The following is a 20,315-nucleotide window of genomic DNA, read 5'->3' on the forward strand; positions in this document are numbered from 1 at the left end:
ACGCCAAGAAATCCAAGTATTTACGCGCGATTGGAGGAACGCTTCCCGGTTTCGACCACCAGATTCAGCGGGGATTCCATTTGAGCAACTTTTCCTTCAACCGCCCGAGCTTTTTCTCATCCCACCCCGGTGGTGCCACCAGCTGATACCACGCGTGCACATAGTCCGCCGGCGCATAGCTGTGACCGAATCCCATGGGCGCAATACCGGCGTGCATGTCCATGCCCAGCTGCAGCATGGTCACGATCGGGTACCACTGCAGATCCGGCGATACATCCTGCGCGCGCGGGGATTGCATCCAGGCCGGCTGCCGGTAGGCCGCACTGGGATCAAAGAACACTATCGGGTCGCTGCCATGCTGTAGATAAGCGATACGAAAATCACCCCAGGGTGCTTTGCCCTGTTGATAGCCACCAAAATGGTTGCCAAAGCGCACCACCGCACCGTCGCCGAATTGCGGCAGCCAGGCGGGAGACCCGGCATCCCGCTCGGCGGTCACCTGGCGCCAGGTGTCGCTGCGAAACGGCGGACCCGCCCAGAGTGCACCCTGAAAGGGGTCGTCGATAATGTCGTAGAAATCAAAGGAACGATCGGAATTGAGCGCTCCCAGGCTCAACCCGAACAGATAGAGCTTCGGGCGCCGTTCCCGGGGCAGCGTTTTCCAGTAACCGTAGACAGATTGAAATGCGGCCTCGGCGGTTTCCCGCCCATAGGCATCTTCCGTCATCAGCGCAATCGGACTCGGCAGGTAGGAATACTGCGCAGCAACGCTGGCCACGTCGCCATGAAGCAGGTATTCAATGGCATTAATCGCTCCCGGGTCCACCCAGCCGGTACCCGTGGGGGTAATCAGGATCAAATACGGACGATCAAACCCCCCTACCCGCTTGAGCTCCTCCAGCGCCAATGTGGCCCGCTGCGCCGGTGTCTCCGCCGCATTGAGCCCTACGTAAACCCGGATAGGCTCTTTGGCCTCGCCAGTGACTTCCGCGATATCTTCCGCACTGGGGCCAAGCGCCAGATATCGCCGACCCTGGTGCCCCATATCCTGCCAGCGCAACAGCGACTCGCGACTGCCCGCCTTTAGTGGATCCCTGGGGACCGCCATATCCGGCATGACCTTGGCGTCCAGGCGCTGATAAATCCCGTCGACCTTGTGCAGGGCCGCGGACAAGACCACATCATTGAACACCGCCCAGAACAGGATAAAGGCCCCGGCGAGCCCCAGAAATGTTGCAATACGCCTGGGCACCCGACGCTGCAGCTTGTTGGAAAAAAAGTAAAACAGTCTCCGGAACAATTTTGCGATCAGCAGCAAAAACAGGAATACCAGTGCCGCCACCACGGCAATCGTTAACGGCCTTACTCCCGGCGCCTCTTCAAGCCCCATGAGCGCACGCACACTGTTCTGCCAGCCAGCAGCCTGCCACAGGAACGCGAGCGCAAGTAGCACGCAGAAGGTCCCGATTACCCAGCGCAAAACACGCCGCAACCCTTCCCCGGGAGTGCGCAATTCGAGATACCGCCACAGCCAGTGCAGAAAGACGCCAACCGCGTAGCCGGCCGCGAAGGAAAGCCCCGATATGCTCCCCTGTACCACGCCCTCGCGAGGAATCAGAGATGGAGTGAGGGAGAGCGCAAAAAAAATAGTGCCGACCAGCAGTCCTGCCGTCGAGAAAAAGTGCGTAAGCCGCATTCGTGAATGTCCGAAGAGTCGGGTTCGAATTTCAGACTAGCACAAAGGCCTCAAGCCAGATCTCAGGGGGGCCAGATACCTGCTCTGCAGAAGAGCCTGCTGCCGCGTGACGACGTCGTAGATGGGAGGAAAAACGTGAAGAATGCCGCGTGTTTGGGCACAATATCTGCTTTAATGCCTGACAACTCGAATAATCCAACAGGAGAGCCCGTATGTTCTCAACCTCTGCTCTGCGCAACCTGACACTGGCTGGTCTGGTTGGCATCGCCGTTTTCGCCTCCGCCGCCCAGGCCGAAGAGATCGAAGTGCCTGTAGGCAGCCAGGGTTATATAGCCGAGGCATCCCACCTGCGCGGCAAGAAACAGGAACAGGTGAGTGAAGAACTGGGAGAGCCCCTGAGCATTCAGGGCCCTGTCGGAGAGCCGGCGATTACACGCTGGGAATACGCCGATTTTTTCGTATATTTTGAGTACGACCGCGTACTGCACACCGTTGCCAAGAAACATCAGGGCTGATTCATTCGCCGGAATAACGCGCGCCGTACTGGCCCCGGCTGTCAGTACAGAAATGTTGCGGTACCGGTTGCAATCAGCTCTTCCGTATCGTTGTGCAACTCCATCCGGGTAACAACCAGCTTGTTGCCCACTCTCAGAATCGAACCCGAACAGAGAAAATGTTCGCCGCGGCCCGGCTTGAGGTAATCCACCCGCATATCCACGGTGCCCAGGCGCATCAGCCGCTGAATCTTCTCCTCCCAATCCATCGCCCCACCCATACGCTGATAGGCCGCCACCATCGCGGTAAACCCACCAACCTGATCCAGTGCGGTGGCGATAACACCACCATGCAATATGTTGTGGTAGTGATTGCCAATCAGCTGGGGCTTGCGCGCAAAGATCGCCGACAGTGTCTGTTTCTCAAAATCCACCTGGTGCAACTGCAAACCGACTTCCCGGACAAAGGGAACCGATTCAAAGGTTCCCTCGATCATCTGCCGGAATTCTGAATAGGATGGCTCCGTCACAGTCGCATTACCCGGTTCAGGCCATCCAGTGCAGCACTGCGATACGCCTCTGCCATGGTCGGGTAGTTGAAGGTGGTATTCACGAAGAAATCGATGGTGTTGTTCGGCGCGGGCTGTTTCATGATCGCCTGACCGATGTGCACGATTTCCGCGGCTTCTGCGCCGAAACAATGAATCCCCAGAATTTCATGGGTCTCGATGTGAAACAGGATTTTCAGCATGCCGACGCGCTCACCGGAAATCTGCGCACGCGCGGTGTGTTTGAACAGCGCACGCCCTACTTCGTAAGGCACCTTGGCTTTGGTGAGTTCGGATTCTGTTTTGCCGACAGAAGAAATCTCCGGCAGGGTGTAAATACCGGTAGGCGCATCTTCGATGACACGGTGACCGCGACCGACGACGGCTGCGGCTACCGCCCGGCCCTGATCGTAGGATGCACTGGCGAGACTCGGCCAGCCGATGACATCGCCCACCGCAAAGACATTTTCCACTGACGTGCAGTAGTGCTCATCGACCGCCAGCTGACCGCGGTGGTTGGCTTCCAGGCCGATGTTTTCCAGTCCGAGCTTGCTGGTGTTACCGGAACGGCCGTTACACCACAACAGCGCATCCGCAGAGATACGTTTGCCGGACTGCATTTCCATGGTTACCCCACGGTCGGTACCGACCACCCTGGCATATTCCTCCCGGTGACGGACGGTCACACCCATGTCCCGCAGGTGGTAGCTCAGCGCATCAGAGATTTCGTCGTCGAGGAATTCAAGCAGGTGGTCACGGCTGTTGATCAGGTCCACCTTCATTCCCAGTGCGGCAAAGATAGAGGCGTATTCGCAACCGATTACCCCGGCACCATAGATGATGATCGCCTGAGGGGTGTGCTCCATATCCAGAATGGTGTCGCTGTCGTAAATGCGCGGGTGATCGAAGTCCACATCCGCCGGGCGATAGGGACGCGACCCGGTGGCGACAACGAATTTTTTCGAAGTGATGATTTCCCTGGCACCGTCGACCAGTTGCACCACGACACTGTTGGCATCCCGGAACTGCGCTTCGCCGGTAATCAGATCGACGCGGTTGCGCGCATAAAAACTGGTGTGCATTTCCACCTGATAGGAAATGACCTTGTTGACCGTCTGCATGACTTGCGGAAATGTCAGTCGGCGCGGCTCGCCCAGAGCGCGAAACACGCTTTGGGTGTTGTAGCGCATCAGCTGCTTTACCGAATGGCGCAGCGCCTTGGAGGGAATGGTGCCCTTGTGGGTACAGTTACCGCCAACTGAGGAGCTGCGCTCGATCACGGCCACACGCAGGCCCTTTTTGGCCGCGCTCATGGCCGCAGCCTCCCCTGCGGGGCCAGAACCGATTACTACCAGATCGTACTTGGAATCTGCCATTGAGTTACTGTCTTTGTTCTATTTGTCATTGCGGACACCACTGTCGCGTGGCGCCCTTCTCCATCGGGAACTTCAGAAGCCCCCTTCACAGGGGTCAGACGCGTTACTTTTGCTTGGTTTTGGCGGTAGCGTCGTAGGCGAGATCAGGAGCGGACGCTTTCGCCAGGGCAGCCTTGCGCTGACGCTCCTGCTCTTTTTCACACTCCTGGTCATCACCACCACAGATATCGCAATCTTTTTTCATGCCGATCTTGTTCAGGCCGCCACAGGAACCCTTGAGCGGCTTGTTCTGCACAATGGCACCCAGCGCCATGCCGGTAATCACCAGAAGCACAATAATGAATGCAAGAATATAAATAGTCACGGTTACCTCCCCTGACTCTCAAGATAGGGCTGGAAAGCACTGCTGGCGTGCTCTTCAAACCCGGAATCGGTTTTTACCAGCAGGAATACTGCCAGCTGCTGTTCTTCCGCCAATTTTAACGCCGCCTCGGCACCCATCACATTGAGCGCGGTGGCGTAGCCATCGGCCATTGCACAGGTTTCTGCAATGACCGTAACCGACGCCAACCGGTGCTCTACCGGACGACCGGTACGCGGGTCGATGGTGTGGGCGTAGCGCTTGCCATCGCGTTCGTAGTAATTGCGGTAATCCCCGGAGGTGGCGATCCCTTTACCACTGACCTGAATCGGCTTCTGCACCACCTGTCCGGCAGATGGGCGCTCGATCCCAATGCGCCAGACCTGTCCCGCGGGGCTTATTCCGGCGGTACGCAACTCCCCCCCAACTTCCACCAGAAAGTTGTGCACACCCTTTTGGACCAACAGATCCGCCACGCGATCCACACCGTGGCCTTTGGCGATGGCCGACAGGTCAATCTGTACCGGGCGAGTTCTGGTCAGCTGCAGTCCATCAATGCGCAGCGCATCCGAGCCAATCTGCGCGCGCAATGCATCGATTTGCGCGGCATCCGGGATCGTCTCAGGCTCTGGATTCGGGCCAAATCCCCACAAATTGACCAGGGGGCCGACGGTTACATCGAAGGCCCCATGGCTGCTGCGATAAATTTCCAGCGCCTGGCGAATAACCAGTGCCAGGCTGGGCGACAGGGTAACCGGCACTGACACTGGCCCGCGGTTAACGCGCATCAGTTCGGAATCGGGAATGTAGGTGGACATTTCCTGGTTTACCGCCGCCAGCTCACGATCGACCGCAGACTGTAATTCTGCCCGACTTACCCCCGCGGGCACATCCACCACCGTGATGTGGTAGCTGGTTCCCATGGTGGGGCCGGTAAGTTTCCAGACGGTTTTTTCCTGACTGCAGCCCCCAACAAGGGAAAGCAGCAGCAAAACCGCCAGAGCGGAAACGAAGTTCCGTAAAAAGCGGGGGGCCACAAACAAAAACAGGGCCGAATACAGCGGCCCTGTTAATGTGGATGTGTTGTCACGTCCAATCATGCGTGATCAGCCACCGAAGTCGTCGAGCAGGATGTTTTCATCCTCAACGCCCAGATTCTTCAGCATGTTGATTACCGCCGCGTTCATCATGGGCGGTCCACACATGTAGTACTCACAGTCTTCCGGCGCCGGGTGGTCCTTCAGGTAGTTTTCATACACCACGTTGTGGATGAAACCTGTGTAACCGGTCCAGTTGTCTTCGGGCTGCGGATCGGACAGCGCAATGTGCCACTTAAAGTTGTCGAACTCGTCCTGCAGACCGTTGTAATCGTCTTCGTAGAACATCTCGCGCAGAGAGCGCGCACCGTACCAGAAGCTGATCTTGCGCGTGGAGTGCAGACGCTTCAACTGGTCAAAGATGTGCGAGCGCATCGGCGCCATACCGGCACCACCACCGATGAAGACCATTTCGTTGTCGGTATCCTTGGCGAAGAACTCACCGAAAGGACCGTACACACGCATCTTGTCACCTGGCTTCAGGTTGAAGACGTAGGAAGACATCTGGCCCGGGGGAATGCCCTCGGTGCGCGGCGGCGGAGTGGCGATACGGATGTTGAACTTAACAACGCCCTTCTCTTCCGGGTAGTTGGCCATGGAGTAGGCGCGAACCACCGGCTCGGTAACCTTGGACTCCAGGTTGAAGAAGCCGAAGTGCTCCCAGTCGCCGCGGTACTCTTTTTCGATATCGAAATCGGAAAATTTCACGTGGTGGGGCGGCGCTTCCAGCTGAACGTAACCACCAGCGCGGAAGTCTACGTTTTCGCCTTCCGGCAGCTTCAGGGTCAGCTCTTTAATGAACGTGGCCACGTTCGGGTTGGATTCCACAGTGCACTCCCACTGTTTCACACCAAACACCTCTTCAGGCACTTCGATTTTCATATCCTGCTTGACGGCGACCTGACAGGAAAGGCGCTTGCCTTCCTTCGCTTCACGGGGTGTGAAGTGCGCAGCTTCGGTCGGCAGCATATCGCCACCACCCTCTTCAATCACACACACACACTGTGCGCAGGAGCCACCGCCACCACAGGCGGAAGCCAGGAACAGGTTGTTGGCAGCCAGGGTCTGCAACAGTTTGCCACCGGCCGGTACGGTGAGAGTCTTCTCACCATTCACCAGGATGTTGACGTCACCGGTGTTCACCAGGCGGGAGCGGGCAACCAGAATGATGGCCACCAGCGCCAGCACGATCACGGTGAACATGCCTACGCCAAAATAAATATCCGTTAATTCCATGTTATTCGACCTCCCCGCTTAGATATCGATGCCGCCGAAGGACATGAAGCCCAGCGACATGAGACCAACGGTGATGAAGGTGATGCCCAGGCCTTTCAGGCCATTCGGCACGTCGCTGTACTTCAGACGCTCGCGGATACCCGCCAGCGCAGTGATCGCCAGCGCCCAGCCGAGGCCAGCACCGAAACCGTAAGCAACAGACTCACCAAAATTGTATTCGCGCTCCACCATGAACAGAGACGCACCCATGATGGCGCAGTTCACGGTAATCAGCGGCAGGAATACACCCAGGGCGTTGTAGAGCGCCGGTACGTATTTATCCAGGAACATCTCCAGGATCTGTACCAGTGCCGCGATAACACCGATGTAAGACAGCAGGCCGAGGAAGCTCAGGTCCACGTCCGGGTAACCGGCCCAGGCCAGTGCGCCGTCTTTCAGCAGGTAGGTGTAAATCAGGTTGTTCACCGGCACGGTAATGGTGAGAACCACAACTACCGCAATGCCCAGACCAACCGCCGCTTCGACCTTCTTGGATACCGCGAGAAAAGTACACATCCCGAGGAAGAAGGCCAGCGCCATGTTTTCAATGAAAACCGCGCGAATGATGAGAGAAATAAAGTGTTCCATCTATCAGGCCTCCTGTTGCGCCACAGGCATCTTGGAATTGGGCGCAATGGTGAACTCTTGCTCTTCGACCTGAGCCGGCTTCCAGGTACGGATGGCCCAGATGATCAGACCGATCAGGAAGAAGGCGCTCGGCGGCAGCAGCAGCATACCGTTGGGCACGTACCAGCCACCGTTGTTCACGGTAGACAGCAGCTCGAAACCAAACAGTTTACCGGCACCGAACAGTTCACGGATGACCGCGAGACAGATCAGGATAAAGCTGTAGCCCAGACCGTTGCCGATACCATCAAGGAAGCTGTCCTTGGGACCGTGCTTCATGGCAAAGGCTTCCGCGCGGCCCATAACGATACAGTTGGTGATAATCAGACCAACGAATACCGAAAGCTGCTTGGAAATGTCATAGGCGTAGGCCTTCAGGATCTGATCCACCACGATTACCAGCGAGGCGATCACGGTCATCTGCACGATGATCCGGATGCTGTTGGGAATCTGCTTGCGGATCAGAGATACCGACAGGTTGGAAAAAGCGGTAACGGTGGTCAGTGCGATACACATGACCAGAGTTACTGCCAGCGAGCTGGTTACCGCCAGCGCGGAACAGATACCGAGGATCTGCAACGCGATGGGGTTATTGTTGAATACCGGCTCCAGCAGAGTGTCTTTCAACTTCTTGCTCATGCTCATGCCTCCCCTGCTTTCAGGTTTTTCAGGAAGGGACCGTATCCCTGGCTACCGAGCCAGAAATTGATCAGGTTGTTCACCCCTTTACTGGTCAGGGTCGCACCGGACAGGCCGTCTACCTGATGCTTGGCTTTGGCGCTGCTCGGGTCAACGCTGCCCTTGATCACGGAGATGTCGACACTGCCATCGGCGTCAAAGACTTCCTTGCCAGCCCACTGGGATTTCCAGCGCGGGTTGTCCACTTCGCCACCCAGTCCCGGAGTTTCCTTGTGCTCGTAGAAGCCGAGGCCCGCTACGGTGCTCAGGTCTTTTTCCAGTGCCAGGAAGCCGTACAGCTGGCCCCACAGACCGTAGCCGCGAACCGGCAGCACGATGCGCTGCAGCTGACCATCCTTCTCCACCAGATACACCTCTTTGGTGTTCTCGCGGCGCATGATCTTCGCGGTGTCTTCTTCCGCAGGCAGCTTTTCGCTGGCGCTCGGAATTTTCGCTGCAGCGCGGCCAGAGCCGCCCGCAGGCGCTTCGTCGGTAAACTTGCCAGTACGCAGATCTACATACTTGATGGTTACCGCTTCAAACGCCTGCTCGATGGCCTTGGCATTGTGCTGATCGGCATCGATCAGGCCACCGGCCATCAGTACGTTGCGTTTCATGTCCAGCAGAGCGTTGGCTTCCTGCTTGGGCTTGAGCATCACCGCCGCAGTGGAAACCACTACGGAACAGACGAGACACATAATCAGGGCAACCAGCAGGGTGCCTTTTACGGAATCTTTATTAACCACGTGCCAACCTCCGTTTGATATGGGACTGCACAACGAAGTGGTCAAACAGCGGCGCGAACAGGTTGGCGAACAGAATCGCCAGCATCATGCCTTCCGGGAATGCCGGGTTCACCACACGGATCAATACACACATCACACCGATGAGAATGCCGTACCACCAGCGACCGGTGTCGGTCATGGCTGCGGAAACCGGGTCAGTGGTCATGAAGATCAGACCGAAGGCGAAGCCGCCCACTACCAGGTGCCAGTACCAGGGCACATTGAACATGGCATTGGTATCGGAACCGACCATGTTGAACAGGAAGGACGTCGCCATCATGCCCAACAGAGTACCGGCAACAATACGCCAGCTCGCAATCTTCATACCAAGCAGGATCACGCCGGCAATCAACATGGCCAGGGTGGAGGTTTCACCGATGGAGCCCTGCATCTTGCCGAAGAACGCATCCATCCAGGTCAGCTGACCACCTGCAATGTTGACCACACCATTCTGGATGCCATCGCTCGCCAGTACAGACAGCGCGGTAGCACCGGTGTAGCCGTCAACCGCGGTCCATACCGCGTCACCAGACATAGCGGCCGGGTAAGCGAAGAACAGGAAGGCACGGCCGGTGAGTGCCGGGTTCAGGAAGTTTTTGCCGGTACCACCGAACACTTCCTTACCGATCACGACACCGAAGCTGATGCCCATCGCCACCATCCACAGGGGCAGGTCCGGCGGACAGGTCAGCGCGAACAGGATAGAGGTAACGAAGAAACCTTCGTTCACTTCGTGGCCACGTACGGCCGCGAACAGCACTTCCCAGATACCACCGACGATGAAGGTCACCGCGTAGATGGGCAGGAAGTACATGGCACCGTGGATCAGATTGTCCCACAGACTGTTGGCGTCGTAGCCAGACAGCGCACCGATGATGGCGTGGCGCCAGCCGCTAGCTTCGGTCATGCCCCCAGTCTCAGCTAACTGAGCCATGATGGTGTTGGCCTGGAAGCCCACGTTCCACATACCGTAGAACATCGGGATCATGGCACAGGCCCATACGGTGATCATGATGCGTTTCAGGTCGATGCCGTCGCGCACATGTGCAGTGGCCTTGGTGCGGTCAGCAGGCTGGAAGAGACCGGTGTCGATCGCTTCGTACAGTGCATACCACTTTTCGTATTTACCGCCTTTATGGAAATGCGGCTCCACGGAGTCGAGTAGTTTACGCAACATCCTTAACCCTCCTTCTCAATACGGGTCAGGTTGTCCCGCAAAATGGGGCCGAAATCGTACTTGCCCGGGCACACGAAGGTGCACAGTGCGAGATCTTCTTCGTCCAGCTCCAGAACACCCAGTTGCTGGGCTACCTGGGTATCGCCAACGATCAGTGCACGCAGCAGCTGAGTGGGCAGGATATCCAGGGGCATCACGCGCTCGTAGGTACCGATCGGCATCAGTGCACGCTCGGAGCCATTGGCGCTGGTGGTGAAATTGAACAGCTTGCTCTTCATGAAGCGGCTGATATAGATCGGCAGCACGGAGAAGCGATTCGCACCAGGAGTGAAGTAATGCAGCATCGGGCGCTCGCGACCTTCCTGCAGTACCGTCACCTGGTTGTGGTAACGGCCAAGGTAACCCAGCGCGCCACTAGCGGTACGACCACCAAACACGGAGCCAGAAATGACGCGATTGTCACTACCTTCGGTTTCACCGGCGAGCAGCGCTGTCAGATCGGCGCCCAGACGGGTGCGCAGCAGACGTGGCTTGGTCACCTGAGGGCCACCCAGAGCGACCACGCGATCGGTGTACAGCTTGCCGGTTTCAAACAGCTTGCCGACAGCAATCACATCCTGGTAACCGATGGTCCAGACCTGACGACCGGGCTTGACCGGGTGCAGGTAGTGGATGTGGGTACCAGACAGGCCTGCAGGATGCGGGCCGGCGAAAGCTTCGCGCTGGACACTCGCGGCAGCGGGTACCGGGATATCGGCATCCGGCGTGCTACAGACAAAGGTCTTGTCGGCGAGCTTGGACAGGATTTCAACGCCCTGGGCAAAAGCCTCGCGCTGCTCCGCGATCACGACAACCGGATCGGCGGCCAGCGGATTGGTATCCATGGCGTTGATAAAGAGAGCGGAAGGCTGGGCATCCAGGGCCGGCACCTTGCTGAACGGGCGGGTACGCAGGGCAGTCCAGAGGCCGGACTCCACCAGGTTCATACGCACCTGCTCTGCGGTGAGGGTAGCGAGCTGGTCTGCACTGTAGCTGGCAAACTGCTCGGCTTCGTCTCCGTCCACCTCAATCACTACGGATTGCAGTATCCGGCGAACACCGCGATTGACGGCAACTACGCGGCCTGCGGCCGGAGCGGTGTAGCGTACACCGTCTGTTTTCTTATCAGTGAACAGCAATTGTCCGAGTTTGACGCTATCCCCTTCCGCAACTGCCATGGTGGGCTTCATCCCGTTGTAATCGGGGCCTATCACCGCAACAGTCTTGGCTGCAGGGCCATCATAGATGACCTGCTCGGGCGCGCCGGATATGGGTAAATCCAATCCCCGACGGATCTTTCTCATACGCCTGTGCCTAAGTTCTAAGTTGGTAGATTTAGAGGTTTAAAAGTTTCTAGGTTAAAAAAACGCTAAAAATGAGGAAACCGTAGCGGGGACTTAGGCCGTGGCAGACCCGAACCAAGCCTGGAAATGGGTTACTTAAATAGTAGCCACTCAGGAAAGGCACCACAGAGTTAGAATACTTTGGACCGCGCTCGGGCGGCAAAGACCTGCTATTGCCTCAGCAACCCGCAGTCATTGCGCTTCAATTTCCCGGCACACGGCAGCCCCGCAAAATCGCGCGCATTATAAGGAGCGGGCCGGGGGTTTACCAGAGCGGAAGCGGCCAAAACGGCACTAACTGAGGAAATTTTTGCTGAAAAAACAACAACTTTAGTTGGAGACGCAACCCTGAAGGGGCAGATAACGTGGCGCCAGATTGATCGGCCTGACCAATAGTCGGCGCCGTGTTATGGAGGGGCAACCCCCTCCTCTCACAGCGCCGCCACGGGTCCAGCCCCAACTGCGGGTCAGTCCCGCTTCGGGAACAACGCGTAACGTACGCCAGCCATGTCTTCCAGGCAGCGCACCACCTGACAGCTATAGCCGAATTCGTTGTCGTACCAGCAGTAAAGTACGGCATTCTTACCATCGACAATGGTGGCAATGGAGTCGAAGACACAGGCGCGACGGGAGCCCACGAAGTCGCTGGACACCACTTCCGGAGAATTGGTGTAGTCGATCTGCTGACGCAGGGGCGAGTGCAGCGCCACATCACGCATATAAGCGTTCAGCTCTTCCTTGGTGGTCTCCTGCCCAAGATTCAGGTTCAGGATCGCCATCGACACATTCGGCGTGGGAACGCGGATCGCGTTTCCAGTCAGCTTGCCTTTCAGCTCCGGCAGTGCCTTCGCCACCGCCTTGGCGGCACCGGTTTCCGTCAGCACCATGTTCAGCGCAGCAGCGCGACCGCGACGCTCGCCTTTGTGGTAGTTGTCGATCAGGTTCTGGTCGTTGGTATACGCGTGCACGGTCTCAACGTGACCATGCTCCACCCCGTACTTGTCCATCATCGCCTTCAATACCGGCACGATGGCGTTAGTGGTGCAGGAAGCCGCGGACAGAATCTTGTCTTCCGGCTGGATGTCGCCGTTATTGATACCGTAAACGATATTCTTCAGGTCGCCCTTGCCCGGCGCAGTCAACAGCACCTTGGCAGCACCTTTGCTCTCGAGGTGCTGGGCCAGGCCCTCTTCATCCCGCCACACACCGGTACTGTCCACGATCAATGCGTCGTGGATGCCGTGCTGGGTGTAATCCACCTCCTGTGGGGAGTTGGCGTAGATGATCTTTACTTCATTGCCGTTACAGATCAGGGTGTTGGTCTCTTCGTCGACACGAATAGTGCCATTGAAGGCCCCGTGCACGGAGTCGCGACGCAACAGGGATGCGCGCTTGACCAGATCGTTGTCGGCCTTGCCCTTGCGCAGCACGATGGCGCGCAGACGCAGCACGTCGCCACTGCCGGCCTTTTCAATCAGCAGACGAGCCACCAGTCGGCCGATACGGCCGAAACCATAGATAACCACATCCTGAGATTTTGGCAGCGGTGTGCCGGCGCCACTGGCCTCAACCAGCTCTTCACGCACGAAGTCATCAACCGGCAGGCCGCGCTGGTCGCGCATGTATTTGTTGGTCAGGGTACCGAGGTCGATATGTACCGGACCCAGCTCCAGCTTGCAGATCGCTTCCAGCACCGGGAAGGTTTCAAATTCAGAGAGCTCGTTCTCTTCCACCTGGCGCACGAAGCGATGGGCTTTCATGATGCTCAGCACGGAGCGGTTCACCAGGTTCTGGCCGTACATATAAATGCCGACGTTGCTTTCCCGGTTCAGCTTGCCAATCATCGGAATCATGGATTCCGCCAACGCTTCGCGCGCTTTCCAGTCCTTGAAAAAGTCAGCGGGCTTCGGTCGCTTCTGAGTCACTATCAGACACCTCTGCAAAGTGAGAAAAATGTTCGTACCACGGCATCAATCGGAGACGGCAAAATCGCCTCCAGGCCGACAGCTGGCGCATTATGTGTATTCAATATAGACCGCGCAACAGCGCGAAAAATGGCCAAAAAACTGTAGTTAAACTACATTTTTGACGCCGCGGCGCGGCGTCACCAAAGCCTGGCAAAACCCGCCGTTCAGAAGATGAAATTACCCGCAAAAGCACCAAACCTGCACCGGTCACCGATCGCCGCTACAATAGCGCCCCTCCAGACCGCCAGCGGTCAGAAAGTACGGAATTATAAGGAAACATGAGCCAGTCCCCCCCATTGACGCCCCCCGCCTTCCGCTCAAAAAATGACCGGAAATTCTGGGGGCAGCTGCACGGCGCCAGTGCTGCATTGGCCATACTGCACGCGGCAAAATCCAGCTCCGGCCCTACCCTGCTGATTACCCGCAACAGTCAGGAAGCGCATCAATTCGAGGTGCAGCTGAAATTTTTTAACAAAGCACGGCGAGATGGCCAACGGGACGACACTTCCTCCCGGGATGTAGAAAATCTGGAAATCATCCAGTTTCCGGACTGGGAAATTCTTCCCTACGATACTTTCTCACCACATCAGGACATCATCTCCGACCGGCTCGCTACCCTCTATCAATTACCGCAAATGGGCCGCGGAATCGTCATCGTTCCCGTCAGCACCCTACTGCACCGCCTTGCACCCAAAGATTATGTGGCCGGCAATGCGCTGATTTTGCGGGAGGGTCAGAAGTTCGACCTGAACACCCAGCGCCGATTGCTGGAACAGGCTGGCTACCACTGCGTGGATACCGTGTATGAACACGGCGAGTTCGCGGTGCGCGGTTCGCTGATGGATATATTCCCCATGGGCAGCAACCTGCCCTATCGCATCGATCTGTTCGACGATGAAATCGAATCTCTGCGCACCTTCGACCCGGAAGACCAGCGTACCGTCGACAAGGTGGAACAAATCCACCTGCTGCCCGCGCGGGAATTTCCCATGCACAAACCGGCGCTGGCGAAATTTCTTGAGCGCTGGCACGAGCGCTTCGACTGCGACCCGGGCCCCGTCTCCATTTATCAGGACATCAGCGCCGGCATTGCCCCGGCAGGTATCGAATACTACCTGCCACTGTTCTTCGAGCAGTGCGCCAGCCTGTTCGATTATTTACCGGAAGGCAGTCAGGTGTTTCTGCAGGGCGACCTCAGGCAACCACTGGAATCTTTCTGGAAAGAGGCAGAGAACCGCTACCAGAGCCGCCGCGGTGACCTGACCCGCCCGATCCTGGAGCCCCGCCAGGTATTACTGCATGTGGACGAATTCTACGGTGCACTGAAATCCCTTCCTCGCGCCGTTTTCTCTGCGGAAACACTTGAGGAAGCCGAAGGCAATTACAACTTCGCCACCAAGGCACCGCCCAGCCTGCCGGTTAACGGAAAATCCGAGCAACCACTACAGGCCCTCGAAGCCTACCTGATGGAATACCCGGGACGGGTGCTCTTCTGCGCAGAAAGCGGCGGACGGCGGGAAGCGTTACTGGAATTGCTTCAGGGAATTCGCCTGCAACCAAAGACGGTGGACAGCTGGCAGACCTTTCTCGGCAGCGATGAGCGCCTCGGTATTACTGTCGCTCCCATCGATCAGGGTGCGGTCCTCGCGGACCCGCAGCTGAACCTGATTGCAGAACCGCAGCTGTTTGGCGAACGGGTATTGCAACAGCGGCGCCGGCGCAAAGCGAAGGAAGATGCGGAAAACGCGGTCAAAAATCTCGCGGAACTGCGCATCGGCGCTCCGGTGGTGCATATCGACCACGGCGTTGGGCGCTATAAAGGGCTACAGAGCCTGGAAATCGACGGCCAGCAGGCGGAATTTCTGACACTGGAATATGGCGACGGCGCCAAACTGTATGTGCCGGTCGCCAGCCTGCACCTGATCAGCCGCTACTCCGGTGCCGATGAGGAGCTGGCACCACTGCACAAACTCGGCAGCGAAACCTGGCAGAAAGCCAAGCGCAAGGCCGCGGAAAAAGTGCGCGATGCCGCCGCAGAACTACTGGATATTTACGCGCGGCGCGAAGCGAGAGTCGGCCACGCTTTCGGCAATCCCGGCCTCGCTTACCGCGAGTTCGCCGCCGGCTTTCCATTTGAGGAAACCCCGGACCAGCAACAGGCCATCGAAGCGGTGGTTGCTGACATGCTTTCAGACAAACCCATGGATCGCCTGGTCTGTGGCGACGTCGGCTTCGGCAAAACCGAAGTAGCCATGCGCGCAGCATTTGTCGCCGCCCACGGGGGCAAGCAGGTGGCGATGCTGGTACCCACAACGCTGCTGGCACAACAGCACTTCCAGTCACTGCAGGATCGCTTTGCAGACTGGCCGATAAATATCGAGGTGGTCTCCCGCTTCCGCAGCAACAAAGAAGTGGACGCCATCAAGGACCGGGTTGAGGAAGGCAAAGTGGACATTCTTGTGGGTACCCACAAGCTGCTGCAGAGCGACCTCAAGTTTAAAAACCTGGGGCTGCTGATCATCGACGAGGAGCACCGCTTCGGGGTACGCCAGAAAGAAAAGCTCAAGAGCCTGCGCGCAGAGGTGGATATCCTGAACCTCACCGCAACCCCTATCCCCCGCACCCTGAACATGGCCATGGCGGGCATCCGCGACCTCTCCGTGATCGCCACACCACCGGCGCGACGCCTGTCCGTAAAAACTTTTGTTCGGGAGCGGGACGACGCCCTGATCAAGGAGGCCATTCTGCGGGAAATTCTCCGTGGCGGTCAGGTCTACTTCCTGCATAACGAAGTAAAAAGCATCGAGCGCATCGCGCGGGAATTGCAGGAATTGGTTCCGGAGGCACGCATTGGCATTGGCCACGGTCAGATGCGTGAGCGCGAATTGGAACAGGTAATGGGTGACTTCTACCACAAGCGCTTCAATGTGCTGGTGTGCACCACCATCATCGAGACCGGTATCGACGTCCCCACCGCGAACACCATCCTGATCGAGCGTGCAGACAAATTTGGCCTGGCTCAGCTGCACCAGTTGCGCGGGCGTGTGGGGCGCTCCCACCACCAGGCCTACGCCTATCTGCTGACACCCAACAAGCGCGCCATGACCGCCGACGCAGTGAAGCGGCTGGAGGCCATCAGTGAGGCTCAGGACCTGGGCGCCGGCTTTACCCTGGCCACCCACGATCTGGAGATCCGTGGCGCCGGTGAACTGCTGGGCGAAGAGCAGAGCGGCCAGATCCAGAGTGTCGGCTTCAACCTCTATATGGAAATGCTCGATCACGCGGTTAAGGCGATACGCGAGGGACGCACGCCGAATATCGATGAACCGCTGGAATCGCCGGCGGTAGACGTCAACCTGCGGGTGCCGGCACTGATCCCCGAAGATTACCTGCCGGACGTCCACAGTCGCCTGATCATGTACAAGCGAATAGCCAATGCCGAGGATAAAGCCGCATTGAAAGAATTGCAGGTGGAGATGATCGACCGCTTTGGTCTGCTGCCGGAACCGGTCAAGCATCTGTTTCGCATTACCGAAATCAAGCTCGATGCCAATCGGATGGGCATTCGTAAGCTGGAAGCCTCTGCCAGCCGCGGCCGCATCGAATTCTCCGACAGCGCCAAGGTAGACCCGCTCACGCTGGTCAAGCTGGTACAAACCAAGCCCACCACGTTCCAGCTACAGGGCGCCAACCATCTGAACTTTGCCCTGGATGAGAGCGACCCGGAACACCGCCTGCAACAGGTCAGCGCGGTTCTGCAACAGCTGTCGCAATAGTGACAAATGGGGGTGATCAGAAAGCCTTCGGCGCGGTCAAACCGCCGGTAAACAGTGATAACATGAACGAATTGAACGCCGACCAAGCGGCCCAAACAACATACGCGGTATCGAGATGACTCCGATAACACAAAAGGTCAAACATCACCTGCAACGATGGAGCGTCCCACTACTGCTGGCGCTGTGCGCCGCAGGCGTGGAGGCAGCCGACTACGCCGGCACCCAGTTTGAGATTGAAATGGTGGTATTTGCCCGTGAAAACGGCATGAGCCAGTCCCGCGAAAACTGGCCTGCGGCCCCCCGGCTGCACTACGACGAACACTGGGTGGACTTCTCGACACCATCCGCGATCGAGCCCGCGGTTCCGGAACTGCAGCCCGTCCCCAACCAGCTAGACAACAAGGTCGCCGCACTCGCACGCACGTCTGGGTACCGCGTGCTCTTCCACAAGACCTGGAGGCAGGTGCTGCAACAGGAGCGCAACGCACCGGCCGTGCTGATCGGCGGTGGTACTCCGAGCGGCAATCACCACGAACTGGAAGGCAGCGTGACCCTCAGTGTCTCGCGCTACCTCCATGTCAGCACCGACCTGTGGCTCAGTGAATGGCTGCCGCAGCCCATTGACGGCGGTTTAGCGACGGCATTCCCGACCGCTGCAGCCACAGAATCTCTGGGGCTATCAGGTATTCCGGTGCCCACCCGCCCCAGAGCAGAGAGAATGGCACCTGAGCCGGGTACACAAGAAGAGCCGCTCGGCCTGAATGGATCATCGCCACAGAGTGGCTACGCGACCACTGCAAATGGCAGTTTCAGCACCAGTGCCGACTCCGCCACCTTCTATGGCAACAATGACAATGCCGCTTCTGCCGATAGCGCGGAAGGCTATCCAGAGCCAATAAACCGCGAACCCCCTTCGAAGCTCGCCGCCCGGGTTGCAGTACTGCAGGAAGAGCGCCGCCTGCGCAGCGGCGAGTTGCACTATATCGACCACCCCAAGCTGGGCATGCTGATCGAAGTGCGTACGGTGGAGCCCAGCGAGGAAACTTCCGCGGAGTGAGCCCACCCCACAATCGGACCCGTTCGGCACGCCTGTGGCCCTCGCTACCCGAACAATAGATTCTCCAAACGGCCCTCCGGGGCCGTTTCTTATTGCGGGGTGGTTGCAGGATGGCACGCCGAACTTTAACGTTACTCAGGTCCTCATCGATCTGGCCGGATGCTGAAAAATCATACGGATCACACCCATCCAGAACATCCCGATTCGCGAATAACTATAAGTCGGAACACACGTTTTCATGATTACCAACGACGCTATTATTTTCGGCCTGCTGGCCGCGATCCTTGGATTTGTTTTTTATACCGCAAGCAGTGAAACGCGTTTCTGGAAACGCTTTTACCGCTTCGTACCGGCATTGCTGCTCTGCTATTTTCTTCCTTCGCTGCTGAACAGCTTCCACATCATCGATGCGGAAAACTCCAACCTGTACTTTGTCGCCTCACGCTATCTGCTGCCCGCGAGCCTGGTGCTGCTGACATTGAGCATTGACCTCAAGGGTATCGTAAACCTGGGGTTCAAAGCGCCAATCATGTTTCTGACCGGCACCCTCGGAATTGTAATCGGCGGCCCGCTCGCACTCCTGATCATGTCGGCGGTAGACCCGGGCTTACTGAACGGTAATGGCCCCGATGCTATCTGGCGCGGCATGACTACCGTGGCGGGCAGCTGGATTGGTGGCGGTGCCAACCAGGCGGCAATGAAGGAAATTTTTGAAGTCGGTGACCAGGTATTTTCCGCCATGGTGACGGTAGATGTGATCATCGCCAACCTGTGGATGGCTGTACTACTGATCATGGCCGGCAATGCTTACAAGCTGGATCAAAAACGCGGAGCCGATACCTCTGCCATCGACACTCTGCGGGAGCGGGTGGAGCAAATGCAGCGCAAGCATTCCCGCAACCCGACCCTGCAAGACCTGATGCTGATCGCGGCCGTGGCATTTGGCATAACCGGGATAGCCCACGGCTGTGCAGACTTCCTCGGCCCATGGTTTGAGAGAAATGCGCCACAGCTTGAGCAGTTCAGTTTTACCAGTAAGTTCTTCTGGTTGATCATTATCGCCACGACCCTGGGGATCTGTATGGCCTTCTCCCCAGCGAAAAAACTGGAGGGTGCCGGCGCCTCCAAGGTCGGCACCGTATTCATCTATTTTCTGGTGGCAACCATCGGCACCAAAATGGACATCACCGCCCTGAAAGACAGTCCTGAGCTATTTATTCTGGGACTGATCTGGATGGCCATTCACGCGGGCCTGTTACTACTGGTGGCCAAACTGATCAAAGCCCCCACCTTCTTTATGGCTGTAGGCAGCCAGGCCAATGTTGGCGGTGCGGCCTCTGCGCCGGTGGTCGCAGCCGCTTTCCACCCATCTCTGGCACCGGTCGGAGTTTTGCTTGCCACGGTGGGGTATGCACTGGGGACTTACGCCGCCCTGTTTTGTGGTCAGTTACTGCGGATGATTGGCGCGGGATAACCCCTAACCGCCGTAAACGAACAAAAAAGCCCGCAGGAATCAAAATCCTGCGGGCTTTTTTGAATGCGCACAACTCACACAACTGATACAAACACAACCTATACAGCTGCGGAGGTCATGACCTCACACGCTGTAAACGTCGTGTCTGTCGAGAAAAAGCGCAATTTTTCGAGGCAGCTGGATGCTGCCCCGAAATATCTGGAACCGAGTGTGCGTACTACTGAGAGGCTTTTACTCGCAGGGAACCACATCCTCGGCCAAAAGACCCTTGTCCCCTTGCTGCATTTCAAACTCAACGGCCTGCCCCTCGTTCAGGGTCTTGTAGCCGTCACCGCGGATGCTGCGGTAATGCACAAATATGTCTTCAGAACCTTCTGCACAGGTAATAAAGCCATAACCCCGGGCGTTGTTAAACCACTTCACGGTACCCGTAACGCGATCACTCATTAAGCCAACCTCATTTATTGTTATTGCGCTCACCCCGGTCGCGGGCAGAACGCCTACCCCATTTGCAGCTACCCAAACATCCTTGGTTCCGGTAGCTA

17 protein-coding genes are annotated in these 20,315 nt (G+C 57.5%); 4 read left to right on the forward strand and 13 right to left on the reverse strand.

The window, feature by feature from the left end; all coding sequences use genetic code 11:
- Positions 1-64: 64 nt before the first annotated feature.
- Complete coding sequence (locus PVT68_RS02825; RefSeq protein ID WP_280321081.1) at positions 65-1,696, reverse strand: alpha/beta hydrolase; 1,632 nt, start codon at positions 1,694-1,696, stop codon at positions 65-67.
- Positions 1,697-1,908: 212 nt separating this feature from the next.
- Between PVT68_RS02825 and PVT68_RS02830 the strand changes: the two genes are divergently transcribed.
- The gene (locus PVT68_RS02830) at positions 1,909-2,211 is read left to right on the forward strand and encodes a hypothetical protein (protein ID WP_280321083.1); all 303 of its coding nucleotides are present in this window, start codon (positions 1,909-1,911) and stop codon (positions 2,209-2,211) included.
- 41 nt (positions 2,212-2,252) lie between these two features.
- On the opposite strand, the gene PVT68_RS02835 is transcribed toward PVT68_RS02830, so the two are convergent.
- The 11 genes from PVT68_RS02835 to PVT68_RS02885 form a co-directional block, all read right to left on the reverse strand.
- Entirely contained in the window at positions 2,253-2,720 is a 468-nt protein-coding gene (locus PVT68_RS02835) for a thioesterase family protein (RefSeq protein ID WP_280321084.1), read from the reverse strand.
- On the reverse strand, positions 2,717-4,114 hold the full coding sequence (gene sthA, locus PVT68_RS02840) for a Si-specific NAD(P)(+) transhydrogenase (RefSeq protein WP_280321085.1): 1,398 nt from the start codon (positions 4,112-4,114) through the stop codon (positions 2,717-2,719). Before sthA ends, PVT68_RS02835 begins: the two co-directional genes overlap by 4 nt.
- Before the next feature lie 103 nt (positions 4,115-4,217).
- Entirely contained in the window at positions 4,218-4,478 is a 261-nt protein-coding gene (gene nqrM, locus PVT68_RS02845) for a (Na+)-NQR maturation NqrM (protein WP_280321086.1), read from the reverse strand.
- 2 nt (positions 4,479-4,480) lie between these two features.
- On the reverse strand, positions 4,481-5,512 hold the full coding sequence (locus PVT68_RS02850; RefSeq protein ID WP_280321088.1) for an FAD:protein FMN transferase: 1,032 nt from the start codon (positions 5,510-5,512) through the stop codon (positions 4,481-4,483).
- Between the two features lie 69 nt (positions 5,513-5,581).
- Entirely contained in the window at positions 5,582-6,808 is a 1,227-nt protein-coding gene (gene nqrF, locus PVT68_RS02855) for an NADH:ubiquinone reductase (Na(+)-transporting) subunit F (RefSeq protein WP_280321089.1), read from the reverse strand.
- Positions 6,809-6,826: 18 nt separating this feature from the next.
- Complete coding sequence (gene nqrE, locus PVT68_RS02860; RefSeq protein ID WP_280321090.1) at positions 6,827-7,435, reverse strand: NADH:ubiquinone reductase (Na(+)-transporting) subunit E; 609 nt, start codon at positions 7,433-7,435, stop codon at positions 6,827-6,829.
- 3 nt (positions 7,436-7,438) lie between these two features.
- Positions 7,439-8,113, reverse strand: a complete 675-nt coding sequence (locus PVT68_RS02865; protein ID WP_280321091.1) for an NADH:ubiquinone reductase (Na(+)-transporting) subunit D — start codon at positions 8,111-8,113, stop codon at positions 7,439-7,441.
- A 2-nt stretch (positions 8,114-8,115) separates the two neighbouring features.
- Entirely contained in the window at positions 8,116-8,898 is a 783-nt protein-coding gene (locus tag PVT68_RS02870; protein ID WP_280321092.1) for a Na(+)-translocating NADH-quinone reductase subunit C, read from the reverse strand.
- Positions 8,891-10,114: an NADH:ubiquinone reductase (Na(+)-transporting) subunit B gene (locus tag PVT68_RS02875; RefSeq protein ID WP_280321093.1), complete on the reverse strand. Its 1,224-nt coding sequence runs from the start codon at positions 10,112-10,114 to the stop codon at positions 8,891-8,893. The genes PVT68_RS02870 and PVT68_RS02875 overlap by 8 nt, the downstream gene beginning before the upstream one ends.
- Before the next feature lie 2 nt (positions 10,115-10,116).
- Positions 10,117-11,457 (reverse strand): Na(+)-translocating NADH-quinone reductase subunit A, encoded by a 1,341-nt coding sequence (locus tag PVT68_RS02880; RefSeq protein WP_280321094.1) that lies wholly within the window; start codon positions 11,455-11,457, stop codon positions 10,117-10,119.
- Positions 11,458-11,963: 506 nt separating this feature from the next.
- Complete coding sequence (locus PVT68_RS02885; protein ID WP_407666170.1) at positions 11,964-13,349, reverse strand: glyceraldehyde-3-phosphate dehydrogenase; 1,386 nt, start codon at positions 13,347-13,349, stop codon at positions 11,964-11,966.
- Positions 13,350-13,741: 392 nt separating this feature from the next.
- Between PVT68_RS02885 and mfd the strand changes: the two genes are divergently transcribed.
- The 3 genes from mfd to PVT68_RS02900 all read left to right on the forward strand — a co-directional run bounded on the left by mfd (position 13,742) and on the right by PVT68_RS02900 (position 19,770).
- Complete coding sequence (mfd, locus tag PVT68_RS02890) at positions 13,742-17,239, forward strand: transcription-repair coupling factor (RefSeq protein ID WP_280321096.1); 3,498 nt, start codon at positions 13,742-13,744, stop codon at positions 17,237-17,239.
- A gap of 115 nt (positions 17,240-17,354) precedes the next feature.
- The gene (locus PVT68_RS02895) at positions 17,355-18,296 is read left to right on the forward strand and encodes a CsiV family protein (RefSeq protein ID WP_280321098.1); all 942 of its coding nucleotides are present in this window, start codon (positions 17,355-17,357) and stop codon (positions 18,294-18,296) included.
- A gap of 238 nt (positions 18,297-18,534) precedes the next feature.
- Positions 18,535-19,770, forward strand: a complete 1,236-nt coding sequence (locus PVT68_RS02900; RefSeq protein ID WP_280321099.1) for a DUF819 family protein — start codon at positions 18,535-18,537, stop codon at positions 19,768-19,770.
- A 231-nt stretch (positions 19,771-20,001) separates the two neighbouring features.
- On the opposite strand, the gene PVT68_RS02905 is transcribed toward PVT68_RS02900, so the two are convergent.
- Positions 20,002-20,217, reverse strand: coding sequence for a cold-shock protein (locus PVT68_RS02905; RefSeq protein ID WP_066964075.1), 216 nt, complete (start codon positions 20,215-20,217; stop codon positions 20,002-20,004).
- Positions 20,218-20,315 lie beyond the last annotated feature (98 nt).

Source organism: Microbulbifer bruguierae, from assembly GCF_029869925.1.
Lineage (GTDB): Bacteria > Pseudomonadota > Gammaproteobacteria > Pseudomonadales > Cellvibrionaceae > Microbulbifer > Microbulbifer bruguierae.

What these genes read in the sequence shown, in the direction of transcription:
- PVT68_RS02825 (WP_280321081.1), bottom strand. Translation starts at nt 1,696, where the DNA reads ATGCGGCTTACGCACTTTTTCTCGACGGCAGGACTGCTGGTCGGCACT.
- PVT68_RS02830 (WP_280321083.1), top strand. Translation starts at nt 1,909, where the DNA reads ATGTTCTCAACCTCTGCTCTGCGCAACCTGACACTGGCTGGTCTGGTT.
- sthA (WP_280321085.1), bottom strand. Translation starts at nt 4,114, where the DNA reads ATGGCAGATTCCAAGTACGATCTGGTAGTAATCGGTTCTGGCCCCGCA.
- nqrF (WP_280321089.1), bottom strand. Translation starts at nt 6,808, where the DNA reads ATGGAATTAACGGATATTTATTTTGGCGTAGGCATGTTCACCGTGATC.
- nqrE (WP_280321090.1), bottom strand. Translation starts at nt 7,435, where the DNA reads ATGGAACACTTTATTTCTCTCATCATTCGCGCGGTTTTCATTGAAAAC.
- PVT68_RS02865 (WP_280321091.1), bottom strand. Translation starts at nt 8,113, where the DNA reads ATGAGCAAGAAGTTGAAAGACACTCTGCTGGAGCCGGTATTCAACAAT.
- PVT68_RS02875 (WP_280321093.1), bottom strand. Translation starts at nt 10,114, where the DNA reads ATGTTGCGTAAACTACTCGACTCCGTGGAGCCGCATTTCCATAAAGGC.
- PVT68_RS02880 (WP_280321094.1), bottom strand. Translation starts at nt 11,457, where the DNA reads ATGAGAAAGATCCGTCGGGGATTGGATTTACCCATATCCGGCGCGCCC.
- PVT68_RS02885 (WP_407666170.1), bottom strand. Translation starts at nt 13,349, where the DNA reads ATGATTCCGATGATTGGCAAGCTGAACCGGGAAAGCAACGTCGGCATT.
- mfd (WP_280321096.1), top strand. Translation starts at nt 13,742, where the DNA reads ATGAGCCAGTCCCCCCCATTGACGCCCCCCGCCTTCCGCTCAAAAAAT.
- PVT68_RS02895 (WP_280321098.1), top strand. Translation starts at nt 17,355, where the DNA reads ATGACTCCGATAACACAAAAGGTCAAACATCACCTGCAACGATGGAGC.
- PVT68_RS02900 (WP_280321099.1), top strand. Translation starts at nt 18,535, where the DNA reads ATGATTACCAACGACGCTATTATTTTCGGCCTGCTGGCCGCGATCCTT.
- PVT68_RS02905 (WP_066964075.1), bottom strand. Translation starts at nt 20,217, where the DNA reads ATGAGTGATCGCGTTACGGGTACCGTGAAGTGGTTTAACAACGCCCGG.